We start from the raw sequence: 14,893 nt of genomic DNA on the forward strand, positions 1-14,893 counted from the left end.
CTATCTTCCATGATAGGTTTTTTTACAAAAAATATTGACAGCGCTTCCAACTCTGATATGATAGGGATTAAGTTAATAATAGTGACGGAGATTCAGGAGATCCACAGAAAAACCCTTTAGTTTCAGAGGTTTTTTTGGGGTCTTTTTTCTATGTCGCTTTATTAGCAGATTCATATCCAAAGGGGGAAAGTGAATTTTTGATCCAAAAAAAGAAAGGGGAAACGAACAAAGTGAAAGGACTTTTACGCAGTGTATTCATGTGCGCCGCTCTGATCGGAACCGGCTTAGGAGCGGGCGTTCAGGCGGAGGCTGCGCAACCGGCCGCCAAACCGCTCAATCCTAATAAAATACTAAACATCGCCCACCGCGGTGCATCGGGCCATGCCCCTGAACATACTCTATCAGCCTATGAGCTTGGACAGCGTATGAAAGGAGATTACATAGAAATCGATCTGCAAATGACAAAAGACGGCCGATTGATTGCCATGCATGATGAAACACTGGACCGCACAACAAACGGAACGGGACCGGTCAAAGATCATACATTAAAAGAAATCAAAAAACTGGATGCCGGCTCGTGGTTTAATAAAAAATATCCCGAATCGGCGAAAGATGAGTACGCCGGGTTGAAGGTTCCAACGCTCGAAGAGGTGATTCAAAAGTTCGGCAGAAACGCCCGCTATTATATTGAAACAAAATCGCCCGAAGTCTATCCAAAAATGGAAGAAAAGCTGCTGCAAATCCTAAAAAAATATAAATTAACGGGGCCAAGCGTTCATTCGAACAAAGTCATCATCCAATCGTTCAGCACTGAAAGCTTAAAGATCATTCACCGCCTGGACCCTGGCATCCCTCTTGTGCAGCTGCTTTGGTACGATGGGCCGGCGGCCGTTTCGGATGACGAGCTTGAGGCGTATCAATCTTACAGCGTCGGTCTCGGGATGAACTTTGATCAAATTGATCGAGCATACGTCCAAAAGGTGCGCAAACACGGATTGCTCGTTCACCCTTATACTGTCAATGAAAAAGAAGACATGCAGAGACTGTTCGATTGGGGCGTCACCGGAATGTTCACCAACTTTCCCGATCGCCTGCATGAAGTGTTAAACGAAAACAAGTAATACAGACACAGGAGGACAACATGATTAAGCTTTTTAAACCTGCACCGCCGATTGACAGATTGCCTGATGAAAAAATCGATGCTGAATATAAGAAATTCAGACTGCAAGTGTTTCTCGGCATTTTCATCGGATATGCAGCATACTATTTAATTCGCAAAAATTTCTCGCTCGCCATGCCGTATTTTATCGAAGAAGGGTTTTCAAAATCACAGCTGGGCCTGGCCTTGTCAGCCCTTTCGCTGTCTTACGGCATCAGCAAGTTTGTGATGGCGACGATATCGGACAGAAGCAATCCGAGAATGTTCCTGCCGGCAGGTTTGATTCTTTCCGCCATCATCAGCCTGCTTATGGGGTTTGTTCCTTTCTTTACTTCTTCTGTAGCCGTCATGTTTATTATGCTGTTTTTAAACGGCTGGTTTCAGGGGATGGGCTGGCCTCCGTCAGGACGCGTCCTCGTTCACTGGTTCAGCGTGAGCGAAAGGGGAAATAAAACGGCGATCTGGAACGTCGCCCACAATGTCGGAGGCGGATTGATGGCTCCAATTGCCATTGCGGGTGTTGCAGTATTCGCCGGAATCGCCGGCACATCTTCTTCAGGATATGAAGGCGTGTTTATATTGCCTGCACTCGTCGCAATCGTCATCGCATTTATCTCATATTTCTTAATCCGCGATACGCCGCAGTCTGTCGGACTGCCGCCGATTGAAGAATATCGCAACGATTATTCAACAAAAACGAAAAAAACGTTTGAAACCGAATTATCGACAAAGGAAATCCTGTTTAAATACGTATTAAATAATAAATGGGTTTGGGCGATCGCACTTGCGAACATTTTTGTCTATTTCGTCCGCTACGGCGTATTGGACTGGGCGCCTACCTATTTAAGCGAAGAAAAAGGGTTTGATATGAGCAAATCAAGCGTTGCCTATTTTCTGTATGAATGGGCGGGTATTCCGGGAACGCTTTTATGCGGCTGGATCTCTGATAAATGGTTTAAAGGACGCCGCGGACCTGCCGGCTTTGTCTTTATGCTCGGCGTGTTGATCGCCGTGCTCGTATACTGGTTCAACCCTGCGGGAAATCCGTTGGTCGACATGATTTCCTTGATTGCGATCGGATTTCTCATCTACGGCCCGGTCATGCTGATCGGCTTGCAGGCGCTTGACTTTGTACCGAAAAAAGCAGCCGGAACCGCCGCAGGGCTTACAGGCCTGTTCGGCTACCTTGGCGGAACGATGACAGCCAACGCTTTAATGGGAGCCATCGTTGATGCAGCCGGCTGGAACGCAGGATTTACTTTATTAACGGCTTCCTGCGCGATTGCTGCCCTCATCTTTGCGATGACTTGGAATGTTCGTGGACAGGAGGTCGTCAAGCATTAAGTGAAAGGATAGAAATGGGTGATCCCCCAATATCAAAGAGCTGGCTGCTGAAGAGTTTCAAGACTTCCGGTGCATTCTTGTCCTTGGCAAAGACGTAAAAAAAAGCAAAGTAAAAGCTGCGTCTCGAGGCTTCTCGAGACGCAGCTTATTTTTACGACATTACTTTGCAGATATCGTTCGTAAACTCGACAGGATCTTCGATCGGCAGACCTTCGATGAGAAGGGCCTGGTTGTACAGGAGGCCTGTGTACAGTTTGAATTTTTCTTTATCGCTTTCAAAAGCGTCCTGAAGCGTTTTGAAAACGTCGTGATTTGTATTGATCTCCAGTACTTTGTCGGCTTTGACATGCTGATTGTCAGGCATGGCGTTTAAAATTTTCTCCATTTCGATCGTGACTTCGCCGTCGGCAGCAAGGCATACAGAGTGGGTTTTCAGGCGTTTTGACGCCCTTACGCTTTTGACTTTGTCGGCCAGTATGCTTTTCATTTCATCGAAAAGGGCTTTGTGCTCTTTCTCGTCCGCATCAGATTTGTTTTGGTCTTCGTCTGCCTCGATTCCGAGGTCGCCGCTTGAGACGGATTTGAATTCTTTCTCCTGATACTGCCCCAGCATTTTAATGGCAAACTCGTCAATGTCTTCGGTAAAGTATAAAATCTCGTATCCTTTTTCCGAAACGAGCTCAGTTTGCGGAAGCTTTTCGATCCGGGCATACGAGTCTCCTGACGCGTAGTAAATAAATTTCTGATCTTCAGGCATTCTCGATACGTACTCATCCAGCGTGACAAGCTTTTTCTCTTTGGAAGAGTAGAACAGCAGCAAGTCCTTCAGCATGTCTTTGTTGGCGCCGAATTCGTTGTAGACGCCAAACTTGAGCTGTCTGCCGAACGATTGATAAAAAGACTCGTATTTTTCCCTGTCATTTTTCAGCAGGCTTTTCAGCTCATTTTTGATTTTCTTGCTGATGTTTTTGGCGATCAGCTTGAGCTGGCGGTCATGCTGGAGCATCTCTCTTGAAATGTTGAGGGATAGATCCTCTGAATCTACCATTCCCTTCACAAAGCTGAAGTGGTCAGGGAGCAGATCCGGGCATTTGTTCATGATCAAGACCCCGTTTGAATACAGCTCCAGGCCTTTCTCAAATTCTTTTGAATAATAGTTGAACGGAATGTTCTCCGGTACGAACAATATGGCATGGTATCTGACTGCACCGTCGACGCTCGTATGAATATGGGCGAGCGGTTTGTCAAAACCGTAGTGCTTTTCCGCATAAAACGCTTCATAATCCTCTTTTGTGAGCTCGTTTTTATTTTTCCGCCAAATCGGCACCATGCTGTTGACTGTCTGCTCTTCCTGGACTTCTTCGAATTCGTTTTCGCCGTCTTCTTTCGGCTTATTGACGGTGACATCCATCTTGATCGGATAGCGGATGAAATCGGAATACGATTTAATGATTGATCTTAAACGGTGCACGTCAAGGTATTCATCATAACTTTCATCATCCGTATTTTCTTTCAGTTTCAGAATGATGTCTGTACCGACGTTATCTTTTTGGCAGGGCTCGATCGTATACCCGTCGGCTCCCGCAGATTCCCACTTATACGCTTCATCGCTGCCAAGCGCCTTTGTGATAACGGTGACAACATCAGCCACCATAAACGCGGCGTAAAATCCGACGCCGAACTGGCCGATGATATCGTGCCCGTCTTTCAGTTCATTTTCCTGCTTAAACGCAAGCGAACCGCTCTTTGCGATCGTTCCGAGGTGCTCTTCCAGCTCCTCTTTTGTCATGCCGATCCCGGTATCTGATACGGTCAATGTTCTGTTTTCCTTATCGGCCTTCACTTTTATGTAATAGTCATCTTTGTGAAATGTTAAAGAATCATCCGTGAGCGCTTTGTAGTAGATTTTATCGATGGCGTCGCTCGCGTTGGAGATCAGCTCCCTTAAAAAGACTTCCTTTTGGGAGTAAATTGAGTTAATCATGATGTCTAACAATCTTTTGGATTCTGCTTTGAATTCTTTTTTAGCCATCTTTTCTCTCTCCTTTTTGTGATGAAAACGATTTTTCAATATCCTTCCTATTCACATCTTAAATAACATACCGTCTGATTGATGTCAATATGTAATGGAAATGAGCAATTTGACATCCGTACCCGTCCTTCATATAATTTGATAATGAAGGAAATTTTGACTGCATGAGGTGGAAAGGAATGAAAATCTTATCAACTGTTCTTAAAAGAGAATTGGCTTAAAGACGGGAGAAGTCTGCCCTTTTTTAGACAAGCCATCTCGGGAACAGTTTGATACGATTTCACATCCTTTCTTGCTGTATGTTCATATGTAGCGGGTGAGGTGTATTTGCCTTACCCGCTTTTTTTGCCGGCAGGATGGCGATGCTTCGCGCTGTTCTCTTTAGATGGCTTGTTTTTCAAAAATAAGCCTGAAGGAGAGAATGATCATGAGTATTGTCAATGTAACGAACCTTACCCATATGTACGGAGACCGGATCATATTCCGGAATGTCAGCTTCCGCTTGCTGAAAGGCGAGCATGCCGGCCTCGTCGGGGCAAATGGCGCCGGAAAGTCGACATTGTTCCGGCTTTTGACCGGAAGCCTGCTGCCTGATGACGGGTACATCGAATAGCATCCGAATATCCGGGCCGGTTTTCTCAAGCAGCACGCCGAGCTGACGGCGGGCACCACCATCATGGAATACCTGGAAAAAGCCTATGAACGGCTTTTTGAAACTGAAAAGAAAATGAATATGCTTGCCGAAAAGATGGCGAACGCCGGAGACGGCTTGGACGCCATGCTGAAAACATACGGAGAGCTTCAGGCTGAACTGGATGCTTCGGGGTTTTACCGTATCGGCGCAAAAATCGAGGATGCGGCCCAAGGACTCGGACTGACGGAGATCGGGCTTCATCAGGATGTCACGGCATTAAGCGGCGGTCAGCGAACAAAGCTGCTGCTGGCCAGGCTTTTGCTCGAGGAACCAGATGTGCTCTTATTGGATGAGCCGACCAACTATTTGGATGCAGCGCATATTGACTGGCTTACCGGATATTTGAAGCACTATGAACACGCGTTTCTCGTCATCTCGCATGACGAACGTTTTTTAAATGAGATCACGACGGTGACATTTCATTTGGAGCATCAAACGATCAAGCGCTACCCTGGGAACTATCAATACTTTCAGAAGGAATATGCACAAAGCAGGGCGCAAATGGAAGCTGCTTACGCCAAACAAAGCAGGGAAATCGAAAAATTGGAAGCATTTATTGACCGGAATCGAATCCGGAAGGCGAAGCAGGCAAAAAGCCGGGAAAAAACGTTGCGCAAAATCAAGCGAATCGAAAAACCGGCAGATCCTCCCGCCCCCCGCTTTGCATTTCAGACAGGGCGAAATCCGGCGATGACCGTGCTCAAGACGGAAAAGCTTGAGGCCGGTTATGCGGTGCCATTATTCAAACCGCTTTCCCTGACTGTAAAGCGGGGCGATAAAATCGCCATCGTCGGAGAAAACGGCGCCGGAAAATCGACGCTTGTCAACACGCTGCTAGGCGAGCTTAAGCCCTTAAGCGGCATTGTCACGGCAGGACAGCATTTGCAGGCCGCTTATTTTAAACAGGAAAGCCTCGCCTCACGCGAGACGCCGCTTGAAAAAGTACAGGCGCTCTTTCCGAATGTAGCAGAAAAAGACATCAGGCAGACGCTGGCGATGTCCGGTTTGACACAGGAGCATATCAGCCAGCCGCTTGCCACGCTCAGCGGAGGCGAACAGGCAAAAGTCCGGCTTGCGGAGCTGATGCTTTCAAGAAGCAACCTGCTCGTCCTTGACGAACCGACGAACCACCTTGACAGATCGGCAAAGCACGCTTTAAAAAAAGCGCTCTCGAACTATAGCGGAACGATTTTGCTCGTGTCCCATGAACCGTCCTTTTATGAAGACTGGGTGACGCACGTCTGGCAGATTGAAGACTGGCGGCGCAAGTAAAGAAAGAGCCGGCCTTTTCGAAAGGCCGGCTTTTTTATTTGGATAATACAAGCTCGTGAATGGCGTGGGCAACGCCGTTTTCATTATTTGATTTCGTTTCATAATTTGCAGAGGCCTTCACCTCAGGTATGGCATTCCCCATCGCAACTCCGCAGCCTGCCCATTCGATCATTGTCAGATCATTGCCGTTGTCACCTATCGTCATCACCTCTTCTCTTGCGACGCCTAACAGATCGGCGAGCTGCCGAACGGCATTTCCTTTACTGGCCGCAGGATGAAGAATTTCGTAAAAGAACGGCGAACTCTTCACCATTGTGTAACGTTCCTTTACTTCCTCCGGTATAGCGGCGATGGTCCTGTCAAGCTTCCCCGGCTCATCAATATACATCGCCTTCGTCACCAGTATGTCTTCCGGTATCTCCTCCATCGTCCGAAAACGGAGCGGAACCTGGGTGACGTTTGATTCATAGACTGTATAGGGGCTGATATCGCGGTTTGGCGTATATAAATAAGATGAGTCGAAAAAGTGCATCGGGGTATCAAGGGTTTGGCTGAGTTCATATAAAGATTTCAAATCTTCATAGCGAAGCGTCAGCTCTGATACGACCTCCTGTGTATGCGTATTTTGAACAAGCGCGCCATTATAGGCGATAACATAATCGCCATCTTCATTTAAATTCAGTTCTTCCAGATAGCGGCTTACTCCGCCGAGAGGGCGTCCGGTACAAAGGACGATCTTCACGCCTTGCGCTTTCGCCGCATGAAGGGCATCACGCACTTCCTCTGTTACCTCATGAAGGTCATTCAACAATGTTCCATCCATATCTATCGCGATTAGTTTGTACATGTTCCACTCTCCCTGATTAAAATCGTGCCTCAAACTCATACCTATGACCTATTTCTCCTTTATTTTACCACAGTCCTTGCCTTTTCCTTTATGACATCATCCGGAAAACCCCCCACAGCAAAAAAACAGCCTCTCGCGGAGACTGTTTGCATGTCTTAAAATATGTCTTGAAGAATGGGGTCTTCATCAAGCAAACGAAGCGCTTTTTCACGGTATGCCTTTTCATGCAAATATGTATAACGATTTGGCTTCACCGTGTGGGAAAGGCTGATCGCTTCACGAAATTCATGTTTGTCAAGATGAAGCGTTTTTACATAATCGAAAAAACTCGTTCTTGTAAACACCTTTTCAATTCTCTCAGCACGGTGATCCTGGACATGGGCCATTATATAGGTGGCCAACCCTACTTGTATACCGTGCATCTGCGGTTTTTTTGAGATTTTATCGAGCGCATGGGATATCAGGTGCTCTGAACCGCTGATGGGTGCGCTGTTCCCGCTGATTTCCGTGGCGATGCCGCCCATTGTTAATGAACTGACCAACTCTTTCAAAAAGATCGGCTGTTTAATATCCTTCATCGGCGTACGGACGAAACTGTTCACTGCCTTTTTGCTGAGCATAGACGCGAACGCATTCACATTGCCGGCTCCGTGCCGCTCTTCAAATTCCCAATCATAAAGGGCGGTAATATTGGACATCAGGTCTCCAATCCCGGCTAAAATAAAGCATTTTGGTGCTTTTTGAATGATATTCAAATCGGCAATAATCCCATAAGGAACCCGGGCCGGCACCGTCGTTTTTTTGCCCTCGACCAGAAGAGAGCAATTGCTGCTCGCAAACCCGATGTTGGATGCCGATGTCGGAATGCTGATGAACGGGGTGCGTTTTGAAAAAGCGATATATTTTCCGCAATCAACGACATATCCACCGCCCATGGCGATCATGACATCATAATTCCCGATGGAAAATGCTTTCTGAATCAGCTGCTGAAGATCGAGGCCGGACGGCAGTTTAACGGCTTCGACTTTGACTTTTTGAAAAGCGGATTTTAATGAATTCTCATATTGCTGATATGAAAAGTCATCAAAAAACATAATGGCCTTATCAAACTGGTGCTTTTCCAAGATCGCCTCCAACCGGCCAAATACGCCTTCACTAATATCCAAAACCGATGGAATGGCGATATTCGTCACCCGGCGCGGCATTAGACGATCATTCCTTTTTGCTTTAAGTGCCGTTCGATATCCTCGAAAGTCTCAACCGCTACAAACGGCACATCCTGCTCACGCAATATATCCTGGAGCGCGTCTTTTGCAAACGTAACATCCGCAAACTTTGCCGGATGGGAATCAGGTTCGCTGTCACCCGCGAAATAAATCGTCTGATACTGTTCCTTCAACCTTTGTATAACCTTTGATTTATCAATGCCATATCGTTCAGAGTAGTGCCAATGGTTTTTATCAATTGTCGTATGGACGTTGTCTTCTTTAAAAAAGCCTTTATTTGAATAAACCTCGACATTTTTAATGCCGTATTTTTTCAAAATATAATGAATATAATAATCTGTTCCTGCGCTTAGAATGAAAAAGTCGCCGCCATTTTCCCGGACATGCTGAATGAAGTCTGGTACATACTCATCAATCGGAATGGAATGGATGTCATCGATGATTGTTTGTTCGCTTTGATTGATTGAAGCGAAAACGGTGCCTAAAAATTCAATATCTTTTAATTCTCCCGCCTTCCACTTTTTAAACAATTCATGGCCTTCAGGAAAATATTTATCAATGACCATCCAATAAAAGTCCTGTTTGGAAATCGTCCCGTCAAAGTCTGATACAAATGCCCATTCCTTCATGCTGCATACCTCTTTTCTCTATGGAATTTAAAATATAAGATATATTATACAGAAGTTTGTGAAATATTGAACATGATGATATTTCTTTTTTGTGTCCTTTATTTCACAAGGTGAACATTCCTGCCGGGCTAAAAATACATCGTCAAGTGTTTATGATTCTTTCCCAGTACGCTGTTTCCCTTTTTCCGTCACGGCAAATTTCCGTTTCATTTTCTTGATCTTTTCCGCTTTTCGAAACCTCAGGGCAGACCAATCATCATCAATTGCGATCTGGCGAACCGGCTCATAGCCTTGATCAGCAAGCAATGCGGCTACCGTCTCGCGGCTGCAATCCGAACCCTTGTACACTTTGGAGGATTTTTTCGGATAGCAAAGCCAAAATAATCCATCCTCTGCCACATGATGCTCCGCTTCCCGGGCTGATGCCTGCAGATCTTCATTTGCCGTGCCAAAAACTTGCACAAAGTCATATTTGCCATTTTCAGCCCTGTCATGCACTTCACCTTGAAATGCTGCCTTGATTTCATTGTAAGGCTCTGGCGCGTTTACGATGAGCACAGGCTGCCCGAAGTCCTTAAACTGCAATTTTTTTATAATCGGATGTGTTTCCGCCATCTCTTGATCAATCCTTTTCTGTTTATAGTAACAAATTATCCAAAACAATAATCATCATACAAAGCAAAAAAAGTGATGGACGAATGAGGACTTTTTCTGCTATATTTACTTTGATAATGCGAATCATTATCAATTATATACATATATACGGAGGGTCAAATGAAAAAGCGTTCGTTTATTATCGGATTGATTATGATATTATGTTTGTTCGTCAGCGCTTGCAGCTCGTCACAGTCCAACGGGAACACCGGCAGTGAAAAAGGGGCTGCCGAGGCGGCGACAAGAACCTATAAATCGACACGCGGCAATGTAAAAATTCCCGTCAAGCCAAAACGGATCGTCACAGACTTTTACGCAGGGGAGCTGTTCTCAGTAGGCGCGAACGTTGTCGGCTCCGGGTCCTGGTCTTTTACAAACCCATTTTTAAAGGATAAAATGAAGGATGTCACTGATGTGGGCGACCCGATCAACATCGAAAAAGTGATGAAGCTGAAGCCTGATTTAATCGTCGTCATGAAAGATGACAATTATGACAAGCTTTCTAAAATCGCGCCGACTGTCGTCATCCCTTACAACACCGCCAAAAACGTTCAGGAAACCGTAAAGATGTTCGGCGATATCGCGGGTGCAAAAACAGAAGCGGAACAATTCCTTGCCGATTTTGATCAAAAAGCGAAGGCCGCAAGGAAAAAAATTGATAAAGTCATCGATAAAAACGCCACATTCGGAATTTACGAAAACACGGATAAAGGAAAGTTCTGGGTATTCAACGACAACGGAGGCCGCGGAGGCCAAGCCGTCTATAATGCCCTCGGCTTAAAAGCCCCTGAAAAAATCGAAAAAGACGTCATCAAAACCGGGGAAATGAAAGAACTTTCGCTTGAAGTCGTGCCTGAATATGCGGCTGACTACATGTTCGTTACCGACTACAATCCGAACGGAGACAGCAAAACGCTCGACAAGCTGAAGGAATCTGCAGTTTGGAAAAACCTTGACGCCGTTAAAAACAACCGCGTTTTCATCAATGACTTTGACACCTTCTATCCATACGATCCGATCTCTGTCAGCAGGCAGATCGATTTGATTACTGATATGCTGGTGAAGCGCGAGAAGGAAAATCAGAAAAAATAAAAAAGGCGCTTCCAACCGAACTATATTGCGTTGTTAGTATAAGATACATGATAAAAGCAGTGGATTTCGCAATTGAAATCACACTGCTTTTTTATTTTTCAAGCAAAAAAAGGAAATTAATATAAGTTAACCTAATAATACCTATATTACTTTAATAGGAGTGGATAATGGCAATGGATTTAAAACACCGTAAAATTTGGAATGAGAACTACAAGGATTCGGAAGAAAATACCCATGCCCTTATGAGCGAAGTGCGGACATAAAAAAACAGCTGAGACAATCTCAACTGTTTTTCATTTTCACGTCGTCACAGGCGGATTGGCATGTGCGATTAAGCTCACAGGCGGCACATTTTCCTTTCCGGCTTCTTTTTACAAACTTAAACAGCGTCCAAGCCGCATATCCGAAGATGAGCGTCCCGACCGTAATATTAAACAGCATACCGCCAGATCCCTCCTTATGATAGCCCCAGCAATTTTCCGCCCTGATAAATCACGAATGTCAAGGCGTAAGCGGTCGCCAGACCGTATAAAATCGACAAAAACATCCATTTTTTCGAGGTTGTCTCTTTTTTTATCACGGCTACTGTCGCCAGGCACGGAACATACAACAGCACAAATGCCATAAATCCGTACGCTGCCAAAGGCGAAAATTGATGCGCCATGACCCCCTGCAATTGTGATTCTGGCACAAAGTAAATAATGCTCATTGAAGCGACGACGACTTCTTTGGCGAGAAATCCCGTTAACAGCGATGCGGCGGCCTGCCACGTTCCAAAGCCGAGCGGCGCAAGCAGCGGGGCAATTACGCCGCCGATCATTGCCAAAAAGCTGTGATCCATTTCTACTCCCGTTCCGCCCGGTCCTGTATAAGACAAGATCCAAATGAGGACAGACCCGCCAAAAATATATGTCCCGGCTTTGCGGACAAATCCTTTTCCTTTTTCCCACGTCGACCGCCATAGCGTACGGGCCTGCGGCAGACGGTACGGCGGCAGTTCGATGACAAAGAACGACTTTTCTTCCTTCAGCTTGGACGAAGATAAAAAGGCTGCCAGCGCCAATGCTGCTGCGATGCCAAGGACGTATAAGGAAAGCACGACCAGCGCCTGGTGAGCCGCAAAAAAGGCTCCGGCAAACAGCGCGTATACCGGAAGCCGCGCCGAACAAGACATAAAAGGCGTCAGCATGATGGTCAACAGCCTCTCTTTCGGCTGCTCAACGGTTCTGGCCGCCATGACGCCCGGCACATTGCAGCCGAAGCCGATGATAAGCGGAATGAATGCTTTTCCGTTTAAGCCGATCGCCTCCATCAGACGGTCCATCACCATCGCGACTCTCGCCATATATCCCGAATCTTCAAGGAGCGATATAAAGAAAAACAGAATGAATATTTGCGGTACGAATACGAGAACACCGCCGACCCCGGCAATAATCCCGTCGAGAATCAACGCTTTGATGAACGTGCTCGCCCCAGCCGCCGCTAAAACCGAAGACGTCCAGTCTGTCAGCGGACCGCTCATCCATCCGTCAAGCGCATCAGACAGCGGGACGCCGAGCCAGTCGAACGTCAGCATAAACATGAGATACATGAATCCGAGGAAAATCGGAATCCCCAGCACATGATGGGTCACAATCGCGTCAACCCGCTCGGTTAACGTCCGTTTTCCGCTTGATTCGAATTGAACGGAGTTCGAAATCACGCGTTCGATATACTGTTCCCTGACATGGTAAATGTGCTGGTGCAAGGGCTTCGCCGTTTTCTCTTTCACGATTTCTTCTTCGGCCGCCTGGCGGATCTTTTCCAAGGCGGCTTGATCAGCCGAAGACTCCAGCTGCTCCTTCATTTTCGAATTGCCTTCTAAATATTGAAGGGCCATCCAGCGCTTCGGAACGCCGGGCCGTTCCGGTATCACTGTTTCAAGCTGACGAATTGCCTGCTCCAACACGCTGCCGTAATCGATCACCAGCGGCTTTTGCCCTTCGCCGTTCCGCGACAGCAGATGGCGGCTGAGTTCGTCGCACCCTGTGCCGTTCCGGGCGATGATCGGAATGACCGGAACGCCAAGCTGTTTTGACAAGCCGGCATGATTGACGATGATGCCGCGCTGCCTGGCCACATCTGTCATATTTAAACCGATCGTCAGCGGTTTCCCGAATTCGAGAAGTTGTACCGTCAAATGGAGGTTTCGTTTTAATTGAGAAGCATCCACAATATTTAAGACTTCGGTAAACGGCTCGTGCAATAAGAAATCGGTGACAACCCCTTCATCCCGCGACAGGGGGCTTAACGTATATACGCCGGGAAGATCAATCATCATCCCTTTTTTATTGCGGATCCTTCCGACTTTTTTCTCGACGGTGACGCCGCTCCAGTTCCCCACGTATTCATAGGAACCTGTCAATGCATTAAATAATGAGGTTTTTCCCGTATTCGGGTTTCCAAAAAGCGCAATTTGCTGTCCAGTCATCGTTTTTCAACCTTTATTTTTTTCGCATCGGTTAATCGAATGCCGATCGATTGCCCGGATGTTTCAAACATACACGGCCCGCCGAACGGCAGTTTCCGCTTCATACAAATCTCTGTGTCTTCTTTTACTCCGAGATGAATCAGCCGCTGCTGCACCAGCTCATTGACGTCTGAAAAATCTATGATTCTCGCTTTATCCCTTTGATTCAATTCTGCTAAAACCATCATCGGTGCCTCCATTGATGAAAATGATTCTCGTTATCATATTATGATTATAGGTAACTCGTCATTTAAAAAGCAAGTGAATATTTTAGCAAAAAAAACAGCGGAAAATCTGTCGATTTTCCGCTTGGATTCTACCCTGCGTGATGCTGTATGTTCTGCTCTGTTTTCCGCTGTTTCGGCTGATAGATTTTGCCGACGAACATATAACCGTATTTACACTTGTTGACCGCCCATGAGATGAACATCGCACCGCCTGTACAAATGACAAAAAGCAGCACACAGGCAGCCGCCGCATGGAGCCCCTCAAAGGCGGTTAAAATCACGAGTCCGAAGATGAGCAGGAAGGCGTGCAATAAATAGATGGAAAAAGAATAGTTGCTGATCATCATGATCAGCCTCGGAACTGCGTTCAGCTTGGAAAACAGGTGAAAGCACAAGAAAATGATGCTCGTGGAGTAAAACATGATATCCGGGCGCTTTGAGTTAACAGCAATATTCTCCCCGAAAAACGATATGGCGACAATCGCAGCAGCCGAAATGAGAGCTGTACCGTACACCGCATACTTGTACTTGTCCAACAGAGCCAAAAAGCTCTTGTAGTTCTTTCCGCAATAATACGCCAGGCAAAAGTAAAAAAGCCAGCCGGGAAAAGGCACCCATGAAAACGGAAACGGCGCCATCTCTTTTAAAACGGGCGGGTTGATGAATGTAAAATAGCTTAAGTAAATAGCGGTGGCCGCAAAAGAAACGGAAAGCACCCATTTCGGGGAGGCCTTTTGCAAAAAAGAGTGAAAGCACATATGCAGAAGGTAAAACTGAAAGATGACGAGAATAAAGTAGCCGATGAAATTCCCTAAGAAAATGTTGGCCAACAGCTTGTTTACGATCGCCGTCATATGAAACTGCTGCATCATCAAGCCGGTCATGACAAACGCATCAAGAACGGCGATGAATAGAAAGGGAACGAAAATCGTCTTGAATCTCTTTTTCAAAAACCCCTGCGGAACACCGCCGGGATATGCGTGCGCCAGCAAAAACTCGGAAATGAAAATAAACGCCGGCGTGCTGAACATCAGGAGGGTTCTGAAAGATTCAACAACGCGGACGGTATCACTAAGCATGTCTCCCCGAAAGAAAAGGACCATGGAAATCGTATGGAGCAAAACGACGCTTAAGCAGGATATACAGCGAATGACGAAAATTTCTTTCACTTGCACATCTACCACTCCTCTTTCAAATTTGAAATATTT

General features: G+C 46.2%; 12 protein-coding genes and 1 pseudogene. 4 read left to right on the forward strand and 9 right to left on the reverse strand.

The window, feature by feature from the left end; all coding sequences use genetic code 11:
- Positions 1-257 precede the first annotated feature (257 nt).
- On the forward strand, positions 258-1,121 hold the full coding sequence (locus tag NSQ39_RS20250) for a glycerophosphodiester phosphodiesterase (RefSeq protein ID WP_175075983.1): 864 nt from the start codon (positions 258-260) through the stop codon (positions 1,119-1,121).
- A 20-nt stretch (positions 1,122-1,141) separates the two neighbouring features.
- Positions 1,142-2,503: a glycerol-3-phosphate transporter gene (glpT, locus tag NSQ39_RS20255; RefSeq protein ID WP_046130535.1), complete on the forward strand. Its 1,362-nt coding sequence runs from the start codon at positions 1,142-1,144 to the stop codon at positions 2,501-2,503.
- Positions 2,504-2,654: 151 nt separating this feature from the next.
- On the opposite strand, the gene htpG is transcribed toward glpT, so the two are convergent.
- Entirely contained in the window at positions 2,655-4,535 is a 1,881-nt protein-coding gene (htpG, locus tag NSQ39_RS20260) for a molecular chaperone HtpG (protein WP_046130536.1), read from the reverse strand.
- Between the two features lie 427 nt (positions 4,536-4,962).
- On the opposite strand from htpG, the pseudogene NSQ39_RS20265 reads away from it, so the two are divergent.
- A pseudogene (locus NSQ39_RS20265) lies at positions 4,963-6,501 on the forward strand (ABC-F family ATP-binding cassette domain-containing protein).
- Between the two features lie 34 nt (positions 6,502-6,535).
- Here the strand turns inward: NSQ39_RS20265 and yidA are convergent.
- From yidA to NSQ39_RS20285, 4 genes are all read right to left on the reverse strand, one after another.
- Positions 6,536-7,348 (reverse strand): sugar-phosphatase, encoded by an 813-nt coding sequence (gene yidA / locus NSQ39_RS20270; protein WP_175075939.1) that lies wholly within the window; start codon positions 7,346-7,348, stop codon positions 6,536-6,538.
- 155 nt (positions 7,349-7,503) lie between these two features.
- Complete coding sequence (locus NSQ39_RS20275) at positions 7,504-8,553, reverse strand: iron-containing alcohol dehydrogenase family protein (RefSeq protein ID WP_175075938.1); 1,050 nt, start codon at positions 8,551-8,553, stop codon at positions 7,504-7,506.
- Positions 8,553-9,203, reverse strand: coding sequence for an MtnX-like HAD-IB family phosphatase (locus tag NSQ39_RS20280; protein ID WP_175075937.1), 651 nt, complete (start codon positions 9,201-9,203; stop codon positions 8,553-8,555). Before NSQ39_RS20280 ends, NSQ39_RS20275 begins: the two co-directional genes overlap by 1 nt.
- A gap of 150 nt (positions 9,204-9,353) precedes the next feature.
- Complete coding sequence (locus tag NSQ39_RS20285; protein WP_046130541.1) at positions 9,354-9,818, reverse strand: hypothetical protein; 465 nt, start codon at positions 9,816-9,818, stop codon at positions 9,354-9,356.
- Between the two features lie 159 nt (positions 9,819-9,977).
- Between NSQ39_RS20285 and NSQ39_RS20290 the strand changes: the two genes are divergently transcribed.
- Positions 9,978-10,949 (forward strand): iron-hydroxamate ABC transporter substrate-binding protein, encoded by a 972-nt coding sequence (locus tag NSQ39_RS20290; protein WP_175075936.1) that lies wholly within the window; start codon positions 9,978-9,980, stop codon positions 10,947-10,949.
- A gap of 282 nt (positions 10,950-11,231) precedes the next feature.
- Here NSQ39_RS20290 and NSQ39_RS20295 read toward each other — a convergent pair whose 3' ends face one another.
- The 4 genes from NSQ39_RS20295 to NSQ39_RS20310 form a co-directional block, all read right to left on the reverse strand.
- Positions 11,232-11,390, reverse strand: coding sequence for a FeoB-associated Cys-rich membrane protein (locus NSQ39_RS20295; RefSeq protein WP_046130543.1), 159 nt, complete (start codon positions 11,388-11,390; stop codon positions 11,232-11,234).
- 16 nt (positions 11,391-11,406) lie between these two features.
- The gene (gene feoB, locus NSQ39_RS20300; protein WP_175075935.1) at positions 11,407-13,419 is read right to left on the reverse strand and encodes a ferrous iron transport protein B; all 2,013 of its coding nucleotides are present in this window, start codon (positions 13,417-13,419) and stop codon (positions 11,407-11,409) included.
- Positions 13,416-13,646: a FeoA family protein gene (locus tag NSQ39_RS20305; RefSeq protein ID WP_373688007.1), complete on the reverse strand. Its 231-nt coding sequence runs from the start codon at positions 13,644-13,646 to the stop codon at positions 13,416-13,418. Before NSQ39_RS20305 ends, feoB begins: the two co-directional genes overlap by 4 nt.
- Positions 13,647-13,774: 128 nt before the next feature.
- On the reverse strand, positions 13,775-14,860 hold the full coding sequence (locus tag NSQ39_RS20310; protein ID WP_046130595.1) for an acyltransferase family protein: 1,086 nt from the start codon (positions 14,858-14,860) through the stop codon (positions 13,775-13,777).
- Between the last annotated feature and the right edge of the window lie 33 nt (positions 14,861-14,893).

Source organism: Bacillus sp. FSL W8-0848 (assembly GCF_038007805.1).
GTDB lineage: Bacteria > Bacillota > Bacilli > Bacillales > Bacillaceae > Bacillus > Bacillus glycinifermentans.

What these genes read in the sequence shown, in the direction of transcription:
- NSQ39_RS20290 (WP_175075936.1), top strand. Translation starts at nt 9,978, where the DNA reads ATGAAAAAGCGTTCGTTTATTATCGGATTGATTATGATATTATGTTTG.
- NSQ39_RS20275 (WP_175075938.1), bottom strand. Translation starts at nt 8,553, where the DNA reads ATGCCGCGCCGGGTGACGAATATCGCCATTCCATCGGTTTTGGATATT.
- NSQ39_RS20285 (WP_046130541.1), bottom strand. Translation starts at nt 9,818, where the DNA reads ATGGCGGAAACACATCCGATTATAAAAAAATTGCAGTTTAAGGACTTC.
- glpT (WP_046130535.1), top strand. Translation starts at nt 1,142, where the DNA reads ATGATTAAGCTTTTTAAACCTGCACCGCCGATTGACAGATTGCCTGAT.
- yidA (WP_175075939.1), bottom strand. Translation starts at nt 7,348, where the DNA reads ATGTACAAACTAATCGCGATAGATATGGATGGAACATTGTTGAATGAC.
- NSQ39_RS20295 (WP_046130543.1), bottom strand. Translation starts at nt 11,390, where the DNA reads ATGCTGTTTAATATTACGGTCGGGACGCTCATCTTCGGATATGCGGCT.
- NSQ39_RS20280 (WP_175075937.1), bottom strand. Translation starts at nt 9,203, where the DNA reads ATGAAGGAATGGGCATTTGTATCAGACTTTGACGGGACGATTTCCAAA.
- feoB (WP_175075935.1), bottom strand. Translation starts at nt 13,419, where the DNA reads ATGACTGGACAGCAAATTGCGCTTTTTGGAAACCCGAATACGGGAAAA.
- htpG (WP_046130536.1), bottom strand. Translation starts at nt 4,535, where the DNA reads ATGGCTAAAAAAGAATTCAAAGCAGAATCCAAAAGATTGTTAGACATC.
- NSQ39_RS20250 (WP_175075983.1), top strand. Translation starts at nt 258, where the DNA reads ATGTGCGCCGCTCTGATCGGAACCGGCTTAGGAGCGGGCGTTCAGGCG.
- NSQ39_RS20305 (WP_373688007.1), bottom strand. Translation starts at nt 13,646, where the DNA reads ATGATGGTTTTAGCAGAATTGAATCAAAGGGATAAAGCGAGAATCATA.